This is a genomic window from Roseovarius halophilus (ex Wu et al. 2025) (assembly GCF_047086965.1).
Genome location: NZ_JBKOTX010000021.1, coordinates 1 through 14,786, shown reverse-complemented (window position 1 = coordinate 14,786; position 14,786 = coordinate 1). Strand labels below are relative to the sequence as shown.

Genomic DNA, 14,786 nt, shown 5'->3' with positions numbered 1-14,786 from the left:
ATTAACCCGGGCAAGATAGCGGACGCGGGCCGCAAGGCAAAGACCTTGCGCGGTCAAGACGGAATACCCATATTTCCGGCAGGTTGCCACAACGGGGCCTGAAACGGACTGTCGCTTATGAAACAAGGACGTGTCGATGACAAAGCTTTCCCTGGGGTCGCATCCCTACATGCTGGGCTTCGAGCAACTTGAACGGTTACTGGAACGAAGCGCGAAATCCGGCAACGAAGGGTACCCGCCTTTCAACATCGAACAGACCTCCGAGAACTCGTACCGGATCACGCTGGCCGTGGCCGGCTTCAGCGAGGCGGACCTGTCCATCACGCTGGAGGACCGGCAACTGGTGATACGGGGCCGGCAAGGCGATGACGGCGACGATCGCGTCTACCTGCACCGCGGCATCGCCGCGCGCCAGTTCCAGCGCTCGTTCGTGCTGGCCGACGGCGTGGAGGTCGGTAAAGCGGTCATGGAAAATGGCCTGCTCCACGTCGATCTGACGCGGGCCCAGCCCGAGAACGTCGTGCAGACCATCAAGATCAACAAGGGGTAAGCAGCATGGATACTCGTTACGAATTCGAAACCGGGGCGGAACGGCCCATCGTCTATGTCAGGTCCGTCAACGTGGCCGACCTGCCCGAGGATGTCCGCGAACAGGCCGAGGGGCGCGACCATCTTTATGCCGTCCATAGCGCGGAGGGCGAGAGGCTGGCGCTTGTCAGCGACCGGAAGCTCGCCTTCATCATTGCCCGGCAGAACGACATGGACCCCGTGACGGTGCATTGACCGGCAGAAGGCCGGATCACCCCGCCCCGGCCCCTTGCATCTGGTGGTGCGCGGTCGGGCGAAACCCTTTGTGAATGCAAGGCCGTACGGACCAAGGGCGCCCGAAGAAATCTTCGGGCGCCGCATATGCTGGATGTCCGTTCACGGCGGCGGGCTTCGCCCTTGTTCCGCGCGGGGAAAGACAGAAAAATCCGCATTTGCTGCCACGGGCCGGATCACCCCGTGATCCGGCCTTCTTTCACTGGTCAATTCCGGCGCTGCCTGCCATAGCTCGACCGAATCAAGCCAGAGCAGGAGACGTGGGCCGCCATGACACGCATCATCAACACTCTCGCCGAGATCGCCGAAGGCTACGACGCGCTGTTCGTCGATCTGTGGGGCTGCATGCATGACGGGGTCAAGGCCCTGCCCGATGCCGTGGCCGCGATGACGGCCTACCGCGCGACCGGCGGCAAGGTCATCCTTGTGACGAACTCGCCCAAACCGCGCGCCGGTGTCGCCGCCCAGATCAGGCAGTTCGGCATACCCGATAATGCCTACGACGCCATCGCGTCCTCGGGTGATTCGGCCCGCGCCGCCATGTTCCGTGGTGTGGTCGGCGAAAACGTCTGGTTCATGGGTGAATGGGACCTCGACGCCGACTTCTTCGAGCCCATGACGATCATCGACAACCCGGTCACGATCCGGCGGGTTCCCCTGAAGGAGGCCGAGGGCATCGTGTGTTGCGGCCCGTTCGACCCGATGGCCCACCCCGACGAGAACCGCGCGGATTTCCTCTACGCCAAGCAGAAGGGGCTGAAACTCCTGTGCGCCAATCCTGACATCGTCGTGGATCGCGGCGAGGTGCGCGAATGGTGCGCCGGTGCCCTCGCCCGGCTTTATACCGACATGGGCGGCGAGAGCCTGTATTTCGGCAAACCGCACCCGCCGATCTATGATCTGGCCTATCGCCGGCTGGCCGCGCTCGGGCAGGACGTGGCGCGCAGCGCGATCCTCGCCATCGGCGACGGGATCCAGACCGACATCGCGGGCGCCGTGGGCGAGGATCTTGATTCCCTGTTCATTTCGGGCGGCCTCGCGGCTGCGGAAACGAAGACGACGGAGCAGCCCGACCCGGACGCCCTCGGCGCCTTTCTGGACAAGGAAGATTTCCGGCCGACCTACGTGATCGGACATTTGCGCTGACAAAAACCCTTGCCTTCGCTGCAACTGCAAAGTAATAAAGTTCCAACATCGGGCGTGAAAGCGTCCTAAAATTACACGATCACGGCACTTGGAGGGTCGGATGTTGGACAACATGCCGCGCGGAACCGTCACCATCGAGGAAATCGAAATGGGGATGACGCGTCATGTGCGCAAAGTCATCACCGATCGCGACATCGAGATGTTCGCGGAAGTCTCGACCGACCATAACCCGGTGCACCTCGACGACTCGTATGCACGGGACACGATCTTCGAAGGCCGGATCGCCCACGGCATGCTGACCGCGGGCCTCATCTCGGCCGTGATCGGTGAACAGCTGCCGGGGCACGGCACCATCTACATGGGCCAGAGCCTCAAGTTCCTCGGCCCGGTCCGGCCGGGTGACATGGTGCATGCCGAAGTCGAAGTGACAGGCATCGATCATGCCAAGCGTCGGGTGCAGCTTGATTGCCGCTGCACGGTGGAGGGCAAGAAAGTGCTGGTCGGCGAAGCAACGGTTCTGGCCCCGTCAGGCAAGTTCGACTGACAGCCGTCCAACCGCGTGGCCGGCGCCCCGGCAATGCCCGCGTCATGCGCGGCCGACGGCGCGCGCGGCGCCGCCATGGGCAAATTCTTGCTTGAAAAAAATATGCGTTTTTTTGAATGTTTTCGGGTGCACCGATCACGCTACCCGTGTCCTGCCATCAAGAGCAAAGGACATGAAACATGAGCATTCGAGCATCGGCCATCGTGGCCACCCTTGGCATCGCCCTGACCTGCACGGAAAACGCCGCTTTCGCCGCGCACGGGAACCCGTGGGCGGACGAAGATGACACCGTCAACGCCCGGTATCACGACACCAACCTCGAAAAGAGCGTGGACACCCCCGGTGAGGATGAAATGAACGGCGCCCTGTCGCGCAACGCGCACGGCAAGAGCGACAGCAGTCAAGGTCAGAGCGGTGCAGCCGGCGGCAACGGCAACGGCGACGGTGGTGCCGGCGGCGGCGGCAACGGCGGCGGCGGCAGGAACTGACCCCGGGCCACCACGCCGCATCTTGATCCGGCATGTCTTGAATCGCGAAATTCGTGTTAGAGTGATGTCCCGTCGGGGATCGGCAAGCGCCGGTCCGGTTCAGACAAGGGAGGACAGACATGGATGTCATGAAAACGGCCGAACACGCCCGCGCGCTGCTCAGCTCTCACGGCGGCAAGGCCGAGGCCGAGGCGGCGCGCAAGGCCCGCGAATTCGAGGATGCCGGCCACAACGACGAAGCCGCGCATTGGCAGGCCATCCGCCGCGCGATCATGGAACAGCGCGGCCCGCGTCAGGCGTGACGTTCTCCGCGCTTGCACAGAGTGGCGCATGGGGCTACGCAAAGCCCCATGCGCATCATACGCGATTATACCTTTCTTGACCCGGCGGACAGGGGCGCCTCGGCGGCCATCGGCAACTTCGACGGCGTGCATGTGGGCCACCAGTCGGTGATCGACATCGCCCGGGAGGCGGGCGACCGGATCGGCGCGCCGCTCGGAGTCCTCACGTTCGAACCGCACCCCCGCGAATACTTTGCCCCCGGCGGCGCCCCGTTCCGCCTGATGGGCCGCGAGGCGCGTGCGCACAGGCTGGAAAAACTGGGCGTCGAGAAACTCTATGAACTCAACTTCAACGCCGGGCTGTCCGCTCTCACCCCCGAGGAATTCGCCCGCACGGTGATCGTGGACGGGCTGGGCTTGAAACATATCGTGGTCGGCGCCGATTTCTGTTTCGGCAAGGGCCGCGCGGGCAACGCGGAGCACCTCGAAGCTTTCGGGCGCCGGATGGGATTCGGCGTCACGATCGCCCGGCTTCTCGAAGGGTCGCAGGGGCAGGTGTCCTCCACGGCCATCCGGCAGGCCCTGTCCGACGGCCGCCCCCGCGACGCGGCAAAGATGCTGGGCCATTGGCACCGGATAGAAGGGCTGGTCATCGGCGGCGAGCAGCGCGGCCGCGACCTTGGCTACCCCACCGCGAACATGTCGATCGCGGGCCTGCACCCGCCGCGTTTCGGGGTCTACGCCGTGCTGGTGGACGTGCTGTCGGGGCCGCATCAAGGCCAGTATCACGGCGCGGCCTCCCTCGGGGTGCGCCCGATGTTCGACGGCGATGTCCCGAACCTCGAAACTTTCATCTTCGATTTTTCGGGCGACCTCTACGGCGCCGACCTGTCGGTCGCGCTTGTCGAGTACCTGCGCCCGGAAGAGACCTTTGACGGGCTCGACGCCTTCATCGCGCAGATGGATGCCGATTGCGCGCAAGCGCGCCGGATACTGGCGGCACTATGACGACCGATCCGATCAACCGCGACGGGCTGCGCCCGCGTTTCTGGGAGGATACGCCGCTCTCGCGCATGACCCGCGAGGAATGGGAAGCCTTGTGCGACGGCTGCGGCAAGTGCTGCCTGAACAAGATCGAGGACGAGGACACCGGCGAGGTCGCCCTGACGCGCGTGGCCTGCCGGCTTTTCGATGACGCGACATGCCGGTGCGCAAGCTACGACACGCGGCACCGCTTCGTGCCCGAATGCATCACGCTGACGGCACGGAACCTTGAAAGCCACCTCTACTGGATGCCGGAAACCTGCGCCTACAAGCTGCTGCACCAGGGCAAACCGCTTTTCGACTGGCACCCGCTGATCTCGGGCCGCGCGCAAAGCGTGCACGACGCCGGCGTGTCCGTACAGAACGCGACCGTTCCCGAATTCGACGTCGACGATGACGACTGGGAACACCACCTGATCGAGGAACCCGGTTGATGAAATTCGCCTCGGACAATGCCGGACCGGCCCATCCCGACATCATCGCCGCGCTGGCCGACGCCAACGACGGCTTTGCCGCGCCCTACGGCAACGATGCGCGCATGGACGAGGTGACGGACCGCCTCCGCGACCTGTTCGAGGCGCCCCGCGCCAGCGTCTACCTCGTGGCCACCGGCACCGCGGCGAACGCGCTCGCGCTCGCCACGCTGTCACAGCCTTGGCAGACGGTGTTCTGCACGCCGCTTGCCCATATCCACAGGGACGAATGCAACGCGCCCGAATTCTTCACCGGCGGCGCCAAGCTGAGCCTCGTGGGCGAGGCCGACAAGATGACGCCGGCAGCCCTGCGGGACGCGATCGGCAACTGGGCGAAGGGCGACGTTCACGTGCCCCAGCACGGCCCGCTGGCGCTGACGCAGGCGACGGAGATGGGGCGCGTCTATTCGACGGCAGAGCTGACGGCGCTGACGGCCGTCGCCAAGGACCACCGTTTGCCCACCTACATGGACGGGGCGCGCTTTGCCAACGCGCTTGTCTCGCTCGGCTGCAGCCCGGCAGAGATGACGTGGCGGGCCGGGGTCGACGCCGTTTCGCTTGGCGGAACGAAGAACGGCTGCCTCGGGGTCGAGGCGGTCATTTTCTTCTCGCCCGAGAACGCGTGGGAATTCGAACTGCGCCGCAAACGCTCCGCGCATCTGTTTTCCAAGCACCGCTACCTGTCGGCACAGATGCTGGCCTATCTTAGCGATGACCTGTGGCTGACAATGGCCGAGCGGGCCAACGCCAACGCCGCGCGTCTGGCCGGGGGGTTGCGCACGGTCCCCGGCTGCCGTTTCCTCGCCGCGCCGCAAGCCAACATGATATTCGCCACCCTGCCCCGCGCCACGCATCAGAGATTGCACGCCGCCGGCGCGGTCTACGGGCTTTATGACGGGCCGCTGGAGACAGGCGACCCGGACGAGGCGCTGACCATGCGGCTGGTCTGCGACTGGTCGATCGACCATGACGCGATCGACCGGTTCATCGACACCGCCCGCGGCTGACGCGGGCCACGCCCCCGGCCGCGGTGGCGAGGCACGGTGATGAAGGTCACACGGGCCACCACCCGGCACCGTCAACGGGTGCCGGGCTCATGCCGGCGCCGCGTCTCAGCCTTTCCTGAGGACCCGCTTGCCCAGCGTTTCGGCGATCTGCACGGCATTCAGGGCCGCACCCTTGCGCAGGTTGTCGGAAACGCACCACAGGTTCAGGCCGTTGTCGATCGTCGGGTCTTGGCGGATGCGGCTGATGAAGGTGGCGAAATCGCCCACGCATTCAACGGGGGTGACGTAGCCGCCATCCTCGCGCTTGTCGATCACCATGATCCCGGGGCTTTCGCGCAGGATGTCGCGCGCCTCGGCCTCGTCCAGATGGTCCTCGAACTCGATGTTGATCGCCTCGGAATGGCCAACGAAGACCGGCACCCGCACACAGGTCGCCGTAAGCTTGATGGCCGGGTCGATGATCTTCTTGGTCTCGGCGACCATCTTCCATTCTTCCTTGGTCTGCCCGTCCTCAAGGAAGACGTCGATATGCGGGATCACGTTGAACGCGATCTGCTTGGGATACACCTTGGGCTCGTACTCGTCGGTCGGGTTGTAGACCGCCTTGGTCTGGTCCCAGAGCTCGTCGATGCCCTCCTTCCCCGACCCGGAAACCGACTGGTACGTGCTGACCACGACGCGCTTGATCATCGCGCGGTCGTGCAGCGGTTTCAGCGCCACCACCATCTGCGCGGTCGAGCAGTTGGGGTTGGCGATGATGTTCTTCTTGGCATAGCCGTCGACGGCCTCGGGGTTGCACTCGGGCACCACCAGCGGCACGTCCGGGTCGTAGCGGTAGAGCGAGCTGTTGTCGATCACGACACAGCCCGCCGCGGCCGCCTTGGGCGCGTATTTCTTCGTCGCGTCCGACCCGATCGCGAACAGGGCGATGTCCCAGCCGGTGAAATCGAACGTGTCCAGGTCCTGGGTCTTCAGCGTCTCGTCCCCGAAACTCACCTCGGATCCGAGGCTGCGGCGGCTCGCCAACGCGGCGACTTCGTCCACCGCGAACTCGCGCTCGGCCAGGATGGTCAGCATTTCGCGCCCCACGTTGCCCGTGGCACCGACGATGGCAACTCTGTAGCCCATGACGGGACTCCTTGTCTCAGCTCAGCTTGGCGCGGTGCATACCGCAGCGCAGCAAGGGATGAAAGGGCCAACCGTGCGGTCCGCCCCCGTCACGCCTTGAGCCGATAGCCGCGCGCGAACATCGCCCATGCCGCGAAGCCTACCGCCAGCGTCACGCTGACGCCGACACCCAGCCCCAGCCATGGCGAGCTGTCGGAAACCCCGATGACCCCGTAGCGCGCCCCGTCGATAAGGTAGAAAACCGGGTTGAAATGCGTGATCTCGCGCAGCCCCGGCGGCAGTGCATCGACCGAGTAGAACGTGCCCGACAGGAAGGCCAGCGGCATGATGACGAAATTCGTGATCGCCGCCATCTGGTCGAACTTGTTGGCGAAAATGCCCGCCACCATGCCAAGCACCCCCATGAAGGCCGCGCCGAGGATGACGAATGTCAGCGCCCAGACCGGATGCGCCACGCCGATGCCCACGAACAGCCCCAGACCGGCGCTGATGGCCACGGCCACCAGCAGCCCCCGGCCCACCGCGCCGGCGAGGTAGCCCAGCACCATTTCAATGGCGCTCAGCGGCGGCATCAGCGTGTCGACGATATTGCCCTGGACCTTGGAAATGACGATCGAGGACGACGTGTTGGCAAAGGAATTCTGGATCACGGTCATCATCAGGATCCCCGGCGCGATGAAGGTGGTGAAATCCACTCCCATCACGTCGCCCCGCCGCGGGCCGATCGCGATGGTGAAGATCATCAGGAACAGCCCCGCCGTCACCAGCGGTGCCATAACGGTCTGCGTCCAGACGTTTGCGAACCGCATGATCTCGCGGCGCGCCAGCGTGTAGAGCCCCAGCCAGTTCACCCGGCCGAACCGCCGTGTTCCCATGTCGTGCGTGTCCGTCCGATCCGCCCAGTCCACCATGCCGGCCTCCTTGCCCGTCCGATTCGATGCCTTGTAACTCAGGGCCGAGTGATTAGAATAGGGTGCGAGAGAATTTTTGCGGGCGGCGCGGGATGTCGTGCCGCCTTTTCCAGATGAAGGGTGAGCGATGTCCTGGAGCGACGAGCGCGTTGAACTGTTGAAAAGGCTGTGGAACGAAGGCCAGTCGGCCAGCCAGATCGCCAAGGAACTGGGCGGCGTCACCCGCAACGCGGTGATCGGCAAGGTCCACAGGCTCGGCCTTTCGAACCGTAACGGCACCGGCCCGGCCGAGGCCCCCAAGGAAGCGGCGCCGCAGCCCGAGGCGCCACAGAAAGCCGCGCCCAAGCCGGCCGCCAAGCCGGCGGCGCCCAAGCCGGAGCCCGAACCGGCGGAGCCCGAACCCGCCGCGGCGGACTCGGCACCCGCCAGCCGCGCCAAGACAATCATCCCGGCCGGCCAGCCGCTGCCACCGCAGCCCGCCGCGAACGAGATCGACCCCGAGGCGCTCGCCAAGGTCAGCGAGATCGAGAAGAAGGCCAAGCGGCTCAGCCTGATGGAACTGACCGAACGGACCTGCAAGTGGCCCGTGGGCGACCCGGCCACCGAGGATTTCTGGTTCTGCGGCCTGCCGGTAAAGGCGGGCAAGCCGTATTGCGAAGCGCATGTCGGCGTCGCGTTCCAACCCATGTCCAGCCGCCGCGACCGCAAGCGGTGACGGGTGGCGCAAATGTGGCGTAACGCTTAGACATTTCTTCACGGATGTCGTCCTAGGATGGGCCCGGCTGTTTATCGGAGGGGCCCATGACCAACTCCAAGGCGCTGGCGCGCATCTCCAACGCGGGCACGGACGATACGGCGTCACCCGCCGCGGGCGGGGCCGCCCGGCTGAACCGTCGGCAGAAAGCGGCGATCATCGTGCGTTTCCTGCTGAACGAGGGTGCGGATCTGCGCCTCGATGACCTGCCCGATCCCCTGCAGGAGGATCTGACCACGCTGATGGGATCCATGCAATACGTCGATCGCGACACGCTCGCCGACGTGCTGGCGGAATTCGCGCAGGAGCTTGACAGCCTCGGCCTGACCTTCCCCCGGGGCGTGGCCGGGGCGCTGTCGGCGCTGGATGGCCGCATCAGCCCGCAGACCGCCGCGCGCCTGCGCAAGGAGGCGGGCGTTCGCCAGTTCGGGGATCCGTGGGAGCAGGTGCGCGCCGCCGATCTGGATGCGCTCGTGCCGATCATCGACGGCGAAAGCACCGAGGTCGCGGCGGTCATGCTCGCCAAGCTCGACGTGGCCCGCGCCGCCGACCTGCTCGGTCGGCTGCCCGGGGACAAGGCCCGGCGCATCACCTACGCGATCTCGCAGACCGATGCCGTCACGCCGGAGGCCGTGGACAGGATCGGCCTGTCGCTGGCCGCGCAGCTGCACGAAGCCCCTGAAACCGCCTTTTCCGACGGGCCCGAGGAACGGGTTGGCGCGATCCTCAATTATTCGCAGGCATTGACCCGTGACACCGTGCTCGAAGGGCTGGACGAAACCGACAGCGACTTCGCCGCGCGGGTGCGCAAGGCGATTTTCACCTTCGTGCATGTCCCGCAGCGGCTCTCCCCCACCGACGTGCCCAAGGTCGTGCGGGCCGTGGACCAGCCCGTGCTCGTCACCGCGCTGACCGCCGCCGAGGCCGATGATGACCTCGCCCCGGCCGCCGATTTCGTGCTGTCGAACATGTCCAAGCGCATGGCCGAGGCCCTGCGGGAGGAGATCTCGGAACGCGGCGCTGTCCCCCCGCGCGATGGCGAAGAGGCCATGACGGCCATCGTGAACGCCATCCGCGCGCTCGAGGCCGATGGCGACCTGACACTCACCATCCCCGACGAGGACGACGCCTGAGGCGCGGGCTCAGGCGGCCATCCCGTCGGTGAATTGCAGCCGGGCCAGCCGCGCATAAAGCCCGTCCTCCGCCACGAGGCTGTCATGCGTGCCCTGTGCCACGATCCGGCCATTCTCCATCACCACGATCCGGTCGGCCTTCTTGACCGTGGCCAGCCTGTGCGCGACGATGATCGTGGTGCGGGTGCGGGCCATGGCGTCCACCGCGTCCTGCACCGCGCGTTCGCTCTCGGCATCCAGCGCGCTCGTGGCCTCGTCCAGCAACAGGACCGGCGCATCGCGCAGGATCGCGCGCGCGATCGCGATGCGCTGCTTCTGCCCGCCCGACAGCATCACGCCGCGCTCGCCCACGTAGGTATCGTAGCCGTCCGGCAACGCGGTGATGAATTCATGCGCGGCCGCCGCGCGCGCCGCCGCCTCGACCTCGTCATCGCGCGCGTCGAGCCTGCCGAAACGTATGTTCTCGCGCGCCGAGGCGGCGAAGATCACAGGGTCCTGCGGCACCAGTGCCATGTGCCGGCGGAATTCCGGCCGCGCCATCGTGTCCAACGCGAGCCCGTCAAGCGTGATCCGGCCCGACTCGGGGTCATGGAACCGCTGGATCAGTTGTATCACGCTGGTCTTGCCCGCCCCGGACGGCCCCACCAGCGCGACGGTCTCGCCCGGCGCGACATGCAGGGTGAAATCATCCAGCGCGGGCTGGTCGGGCCGCGATGGATAGGCAAAGCGCACCGCCTCGAACCCGATCTCGCCGCGGACCGGCTCGGGCAGCGCACGCGGCTGGGCGGGGTCCGTCACCCGGTCGCGCGCGTTCAGCAACTCGTTCAGCCGCTCGGTCGCGCCGGCCGCGCGCTGGACCTCGCCCCATATTTCCGAAAGCGCCGCCACGGATCCCGCCACCATGACGGAATAGATCACGAACTGGACAAGCGCCCCCGCGCTCATGCCGCCGGCGCGCACGTCGCGCGCGCCCATCCACAGCACGCAGACCACCCCGGTGAAAACAAGGAAGATCACGATCATCGTCATCAGGGCCCGCGTCGTGATGCGCCGGCGCGCGGAATCGTAGCTGTGCTCCGTTACTTCGCCGAACCGCGCCCGGCTGGCCACCTCGTGGGTGAAGGCCTGGATCGTCTGAACGCTCGTCAGCGCCTCCGAGGCATTGCCGGAACTCTGCGCGATCCAGTCCTGGTTCTCGCGGCTCAGCTTGCGCAGGCGCCGGCCCAGCGTCAGGATCGGCACGATCACCAGCGGCACGATCAGCAGGACCATGCCCGTCAGCTTGGGCGAGGTCACCAGCATCAGCGCCAGCCCGCCCATGAATATCAGCAGGTTGCGCAACGCGATCGAGATCGACGACCCGATCACGCTCAGGATCAGCGTCGTGTCGGTGGTGATCCGGCTCACGACCTCCCCGGTCATGATGCGCTCGAAGAACGCCGGGCTCATCCCGATGACCCGGTCAAAGACGGCACGGCGTATATCGGCCACCACGCGCTCGCCCAGCCGGGTGACGAGGGCGTATCGCAGCCCGGTGCCGAGCGCCAGCAACGCCGCGATCCCCAGTGCCGCGGCGAAATACCTGTCCAGCAGCGCCCCGTCCTGCGCGTTGAAGTTGTCCACGACGCGGCGCACCGCCATCGGCAGCATCAGCGACACCGCCGCCGTCAGCACGAGCGCCAGAAGCGCGCTGGCCAGCAAGACCCGGTAAGGTTTCACGAACGGCCACAGATCGGCCAGCGCACTTACCCGTTTCGACGTGTCACGATCCAACGCATCGGCGTCCTTGCCTGCCTTGCGCACCATCCGGCGGTCCCCTTGTTGTTCGAATGCCGTGTTTGGCGCCAAGGCCGCGCATCGTCAAGTGGACAGATCGGTCACAGGCCGGTCACCACGTGAAACTGACAGATTGGCTGGAGCGGGCAGCGGGAATCGAACCCGCACCAAGAGCTTGGAAGGCTCGTGTGATACCATTTCACCATGCCCGCTTGGTGGTCATCGGGGTATTTCATGCGCGCCCGGACGTCAAGGCAGAAGTCCCGCCGCCGTCACCGCGCCGGCCGGGACGCCGGCTTGCCGGCGCTCAGCCGGCGCGGCTTTTCCCAAGCTGGCTGCGCAGTTGCTCGGCCTCGTGGCGCGCTTCGCGCAGCCCGTCCATCGTGGCAGACAGCTCCGCCTCGGTCTGGCTCAGCTGGTTGGTCAGTTCCGCCTCGCGCTGCTGAAGATACGTGATCGCCTGATCGCGGGTTTCCTCCGCCTCGTGCAGTTCCTGCGCCATCTTTTCCAGTTCCTCCACGTCCGAGCCGGCCACGCTGATGAACCGGTGCACAAGCCAGTTGGCGAACCACCCGATGCAGAAGGCCACGAACAGCACGACGGCGGTGGCGATTATGAATTCCGTTCTATTCATCGGGCGTGTCTTCCTGCGCATCGGCGGCGGGTTCCGCCGCCGTCTCCTCTTCGCCGTCCTCGGCCGGATTTTCAAGGTCGTCCCCGTCGGCCGGGGCATCTTCGTCGGCCGGTTCCGGTCGGATCAGGCGGAACTCGATCCGGCGGTTGGCCTCGCGCCCCTCCTCGGTGTCGTTGTCGGCGACGGGGCGGCTCTCGCCGTACCCCTTGGCGGTCAACGACGACGTCAGCACCCGGCGCAGCCGCAATTCGTTCAGGACGGCACGGGCCCTGTCAAGGCTCAGTTGCTCGTTCATCACCTCGCGGCCCTGGCTGTCGGTATGCCCGCCGATCTCCATGCGGACCTCGCCGCACTCCTTCAGCACGGCGGCGATGTCATCCATGATCTTCGCCCCGCCGGGTCCGATCGTCGCCGAGCCGGGTTCGAAGGCTATCTTGTTCTCGGCCAGTATCTCGGAAATCCGGGCCTCGCATTCCGCGGGCGTGGGCAGGCTGGCCACCGGGTCCAGCGCCTCGCGGTAGCTCACGTCGATATCGTATTGCGCCCCGTCGCCCAGCTTGTCCGACAAAAGCTGCGCGATGGTCGCGCCAGCCTCCTTGTTGCCGGTCTGGCCCTGCACGTCAAGCGACCCGGGCGTCACGGTGACGGCGCCGTTCGCCAGATGCGACAGCGCCTCCAGCCCCGTCAGGACCCGGACCGCCCAGTCCTGCGGCAGCCCCTCGGCCACCACCCGCGCGGTGGTATCCACCGACTCCGAGTTGAACCGCGCCTTGGCGAAACTGTCCACCGTCTCGCGCATCATCTCGCTGCCCACGCGGCCGCGGATCTGCAACAGGCCCTCGGGCGACAGGGTGGCGATCAGCTCGGGCACGATCTCGGGGGTTTCCTCGGGCGGTTCCGGCAGCTTGGCATGCAGCGCGAACACCTCGGGCAGCGATGTCTCCAGCCGGCCCACGATGTCGTCGAAGCGGTCCTGCGGCGTGCCCTGCGCGGCCAGCAACGAGATATCGGCATCCGACATGGTGATGCTGCCCTCGCCAAGGTCAGCCAGCGCCCCGATCGCCATCTCGGCGGCGGCGCCCCAACGCGGCGACGGCACGCCCAGCCCGATGACGCAATCGGCCCGCCCGGTCATGCCGGCCTCGCCGGCGGCGCTCAGGATGCGGTCGCGCGCCTCCTCGGTGTCGGCCGAACAGGCATCGAACCGCGCCCGCCCGTCATTGATCACGAAGCGCAGGGTGAACGGCGTGATGACCGGCCGCGGCGCCGAGATGTCCAGTGCCAGCCGGATCCCCTCGGGGACCTCGCGCGCGAGGTCCGTTTCCAGCCGGCGCTTGTCGGCCGGGCTGTCGGCCATGGCCTTGATCACGACGCGCGCGGAATCGACCGAGATCTTGGCGCGCGGCAGCCGGCCCAGCGACTCCACCGCGTATTCCAGCGCCTCGGTCCAGCCGTCGGGCGCGGGATGATCGGCGGCTTCCAGCAGGTCGGCCACGTCGTCCTCGCCAGTTGCCCCGGCGATGTCGTCCACCAGCGCCGCGCGGTCCGTCGTCCTCGGCACCAGCCCGATCAGGGATATCCCGCGATCGTTGCGCAGCACCTCGATCGAGAAGCGCGGCGGCGCGATGTCGGCCGTCTCGGCTACCAGCATCTGGTCGATGATCCGCGCCGCGTCCACCACGGTGCCGGCTTCCGACAGCGCCTTGAACCGGGTCGCCTCGCTCGGGGCGGTGCCGGCCAGGAACACCTGCAGGCCGGTGGTATCCACCTTGGCCCAGCTCATCCCGCCGTCGTCGAGCGCGCCGCGCACCGCCGCGCGGGTGTTGTCCTCGACGGCCGTGACCGCGAAACGCGCGGCAAACACGCTCAGCACCGCCGCCGCAAGGAACGTCCCCGCAACCGTGAAAAATGTCGAAAGCCGCATGAGGCCGGCCGGTCCTTTCGTTGATCCCCGGGCGGGTTCTAGGCGCTGGCCCCGGCAGTTGCAATCAGAGGAACAGCGCGACGGCGAAAAACGGCAGAGGCAGCAGCCCCGCGTCGCGGTTCGCCCGGAACAGCCGCAGCAGGCCCGCGCCGTCCTCCACGTCGAAATGCCGCAATTGCCAGTGCAGGTGCCAGCCGAACGCCCACGGGCCGGCCAGGGCCAGCAGCAACGCGACAGGCCGGTCGCCCGGCACGGCAAGGATCACGGCCGCCGCCATCAGGCTGACGGCACCCACCAGGAACCGGCGCAGCCAGCGCGGCGAGGCCGCGCCGAAAAGCCGCGCGGTGGATTTCACCCCGATCAGCGCGTCGTCCTCCGCGTCCTGATGGGCATAGACGGTGTCATAGAAAAGCGTCCACGCGATCCCGGCCAGATACAGGATCACCGCGGGCCATTCCAGCCGCCCGGTATGCGCCGTCCATGCCAGCAACGCGCCCCAGTTGAAGGCCAGCCCGAGAAAGACTTGCGGCCACCACGTGAACCGCTTGGCAAAGGGATAGACGCAGACCGGCAGCAGCGACAGCACGCCCAGCGCGATGGCGGCGATGTTGAACGTCAGCAGGATGGCGCAGGCCACCAGCGCCTGCGCCGTCATCCAGGCCAGCGCGCCGCGCACGCTTACCTGCCCGGCGGGGATGGGCCGCGCGGCGGTGCGCGCGAC

Annotated in this window: 17 protein-coding genes and 1 tRNA gene; 11 read left to right on the top strand and 7 right to left on the bottom strand. The window is 66.7% G+C overall.

The window, feature by feature from the left end:
• Positions 1-136 precede the first annotated feature (136 nt).
• The 9 genes from ACH107_RS06400 (at position 137) to ACH107_RS06360 (ending at position 5,805) form a co-directional block, all read left to right on the top strand.
• Positions 137-550, top strand: a complete 414-nt coding sequence (locus tag ACH107_RS06400; protein ID WP_412505121.1) for an Hsp20 family protein — start codon at positions 137-139, stop codon at positions 548-550.
• A gap of 5 nt (positions 551-555) precedes the next feature.
• Entirely contained in the window at positions 556-783 is a 228-nt protein-coding gene (locus tag ACH107_RS06395) for a DUF1150 family protein (protein ID WP_412505120.1), read from the top strand.
• A 309-nt stretch (positions 784-1,092) separates the two neighbouring features.
• Positions 1,093-1,968 carry a TIGR01459 family HAD-type hydrolase gene (locus tag ACH107_RS06390; RefSeq protein ID WP_412505119.1) on the top strand — a complete coding sequence of 292 codons (876 nt, stop codon included), beginning with the start codon at positions 1,093-1,095 and terminating at the stop codon, positions 1,966-1,968.
• 100 nt (positions 1,969-2,068) lie between these two features.
• On the top strand, positions 2,069-2,512 hold the full coding sequence (locus tag ACH107_RS06385; RefSeq protein ID WP_412505117.1) for a MaoC family dehydratase: 444 nt from the start codon (positions 2,069-2,071) through the stop codon (positions 2,510-2,512).
• Positions 2,513-2,691: 179 nt separating this feature from the next.
• Positions 2,692-3,000: a hypothetical protein gene (locus tag ACH107_RS06380; protein WP_412505116.1), complete on the top strand. Its 309-nt coding sequence runs from the start codon at positions 2,692-2,694 to the stop codon at positions 2,998-3,000.
• A gap of 119 nt (positions 3,001-3,119) precedes the next feature.
• On the top strand, positions 3,120-3,302 hold the full coding sequence (locus ACH107_RS06375) for a hypothetical protein (protein WP_412505114.1): 183 nt from the start codon (positions 3,120-3,122) through the stop codon (positions 3,300-3,302).
• 48 nt (positions 3,303-3,350) lie between these two features.
• The gene (locus ACH107_RS06370) at positions 3,351-4,289 is read left to right on the top strand and encodes a bifunctional riboflavin kinase/FAD synthetase (RefSeq protein WP_412505113.1); all 939 of its coding nucleotides are present in this window, start codon (positions 3,351-3,353) and stop codon (positions 4,287-4,289) included.
• Complete coding sequence (locus ACH107_RS06365; RefSeq protein WP_412505112.1) at positions 4,286-4,759, top strand: YcgN family cysteine cluster protein; 474 nt, start codon at positions 4,286-4,288, stop codon at positions 4,757-4,759. Before ACH107_RS06370 ends, ACH107_RS06365 begins: the two co-directional genes overlap by 4 nt.
• The gene (locus tag ACH107_RS06360; protein WP_412505111.1) at positions 4,759-5,805 is read left to right on the top strand and encodes a threonine aldolase family protein; all 1,047 of its coding nucleotides are present in this window, start codon (positions 4,759-4,761) and stop codon (positions 5,803-5,805) included. Before ACH107_RS06365 ends, ACH107_RS06360 begins: the two co-directional genes overlap by 1 nt.
• Before the next feature lie 105 nt (positions 5,806-5,910).
• Here ACH107_RS06360 and ACH107_RS06355 read toward each other — a convergent pair whose 3' ends face one another.
• Positions 5,911-6,933, bottom strand: a complete 1,023-nt coding sequence (locus tag ACH107_RS06355) for an aspartate-semialdehyde dehydrogenase (RefSeq protein WP_412505110.1) — start codon at positions 6,931-6,933, stop codon at positions 5,911-5,913.
• Between the two features lie 89 nt (positions 6,934-7,022).
• A complete protein-coding gene (locus tag ACH107_RS06350; RefSeq protein ID WP_412505109.1) occupies positions 7,023-7,844 on the bottom strand; it encodes an ABC transporter permease in 822 nt (273 codons plus the stop codon).
• Positions 7,845-7,971: 127 nt separating this feature from the next.
• On the opposite strand from ACH107_RS06350, the gene ACH107_RS06345 reads away from it, so the two are divergent.
• Positions 7,972-8,559, top strand: a complete 588-nt coding sequence (locus ACH107_RS06345) for a GcrA family cell cycle regulator (RefSeq protein ID WP_412505108.1) — start codon at positions 7,972-7,974, stop codon at positions 8,557-8,559.
• Between the two features lie 86 nt (positions 8,560-8,645).
• Positions 8,646-9,731 carry a flagellar motor switch protein FliG gene (locus tag ACH107_RS06340; RefSeq protein ID WP_412505107.1) on the top strand — a complete coding sequence of 362 codons (1,086 nt, stop codon included), beginning with the start codon at positions 8,646-8,648 and terminating at the stop codon, positions 9,729-9,731.
• Between the two features lie 9 nt (positions 9,732-9,740).
• Here ACH107_RS06340 and ACH107_RS06335 read toward each other — a convergent pair whose 3' ends face one another.
• The 5 genes from ACH107_RS06335 to ACH107_RS06315 all read right to left on the bottom strand — a co-directional run.
• Entirely contained in the window at positions 9,741-11,537 is a 1,797-nt protein-coding gene (locus tag ACH107_RS06335) for an ABC transporter transmembrane domain-containing protein (RefSeq protein ID WP_412505106.1), read from the bottom strand.
• A gap of 108 nt (positions 11,538-11,645) precedes the next feature.
• Positions 11,646-11,719, bottom strand: a tRNA-Gly gene (locus ACH107_RS06330).
• Between the two features lie 95 nt (positions 11,720-11,814).
• Positions 11,815-12,141, bottom strand: coding sequence for a hypothetical protein (locus ACH107_RS06325; RefSeq protein ID WP_412505105.1), 327 nt, complete (start codon positions 12,139-12,141; stop codon positions 11,815-11,817).
• Entirely contained in the window at positions 12,134-14,065 is a 1,932-nt protein-coding gene (locus ACH107_RS06320; protein WP_412505104.1) for an OmpA family protein, read from the bottom strand. Before ACH107_RS06320 ends, ACH107_RS06325 begins: the two co-directional genes overlap by 8 nt.
• Positions 14,066-14,129: 64 nt before the next feature.
• A partial coding sequence (locus tag ACH107_RS06315) for a 4-hydroxybenzoate octaprenyltransferase (RefSeq protein WP_412505103.1) occupies positions 14,130-14,786 on the bottom strand: 657 nt, incomplete at its 5' end.

Excerpts from the sequence above, each read along its gene's own strand:
- ACH107_RS06360 (WP_412505111.1), top strand. The coding sequence starts at position 4,759 with ATGAAATTCGCCTCGGACAATGCCGGACCGGCCCATCCCGACATCATC.
- ACH107_RS06380 (WP_412505116.1), top strand. The coding sequence starts at position 2,692 with ATGAGCATTCGAGCATCGGCCATCGTGGCCACCCTTGGCATCGCCCTG.
- ACH107_RS06345 (WP_412505108.1), top strand. The coding sequence starts at position 7,972 with ATGTCCTGGAGCGACGAGCGCGTTGAACTGTTGAAAAGGCTGTGGAAC.
- ACH107_RS06325 (WP_412505105.1), bottom strand. The coding sequence starts at position 12,141 with ATGAATAGAACGGAATTCATAATCGCCACCGCCGTCGTGCTGTTCGTG.
- ACH107_RS06385 (WP_412505117.1), top strand. The coding sequence starts at position 2,069 with ATGTTGGACAACATGCCGCGCGGAACCGTCACCATCGAGGAAATCGAA.
- ACH107_RS06400 (WP_412505121.1), top strand. The coding sequence starts at position 137 with ATGACAAAGCTTTCCCTGGGGTCGCATCCCTACATGCTGGGCTTCGAG.
- ACH107_RS06395 (WP_412505120.1), top strand. The coding sequence starts at position 556 with ATGGATACTCGTTACGAATTCGAAACCGGGGCGGAACGGCCCATCGTC.
- ACH107_RS06375 (WP_412505114.1), top strand. The coding sequence starts at position 3,120 with ATGGATGTCATGAAAACGGCCGAACACGCCCGCGCGCTGCTCAGCTCT.
- ACH107_RS06340 (WP_412505107.1), top strand. The coding sequence starts at position 8,646 with ATGACCAACTCCAAGGCGCTGGCGCGCATCTCCAACGCGGGCACGGAC.
- ACH107_RS06390 (WP_412505119.1), top strand. The coding sequence starts at position 1,093 with ATGACACGCATCATCAACACTCTCGCCGAGATCGCCGAAGGCTACGAC.
- ACH107_RS06370 (WP_412505113.1), top strand. The coding sequence starts at position 3,351 with ATGCGCATCATACGCGATTATACCTTTCTTGACCCGGCGGACAGGGGC.
- ACH107_RS06355 (WP_412505110.1), bottom strand. The coding sequence starts at position 6,933 with ATGGGCTACAGAGTTGCCATCGTCGGTGCCACGGGCAACGTGGGGCGC.
- ACH107_RS06320 (WP_412505104.1), bottom strand. The coding sequence starts at position 14,065 with ATGCGGCTTTCGACATTTTTCACGGTTGCGGGGACGTTCCTTGCGGCG.
- ACH107_RS06365 (WP_412505112.1), top strand. The coding sequence starts at position 4,286 with ATGACGACCGATCCGATCAACCGCGACGGGCTGCGCCCGCGTTTCTGG.
- ACH107_RS06335 (WP_412505106.1), bottom strand. The coding sequence starts at position 11,537 with ATGGTGCGCAAGGCAGGCAAGGACGCCGATGCGTTGGATCGTGACACG.
- ACH107_RS06350 (WP_412505109.1), bottom strand. The coding sequence starts at position 7,844 with ATGGTGGACTGGGCGGATCGGACGGACACGCACGACATGGGAACACGG.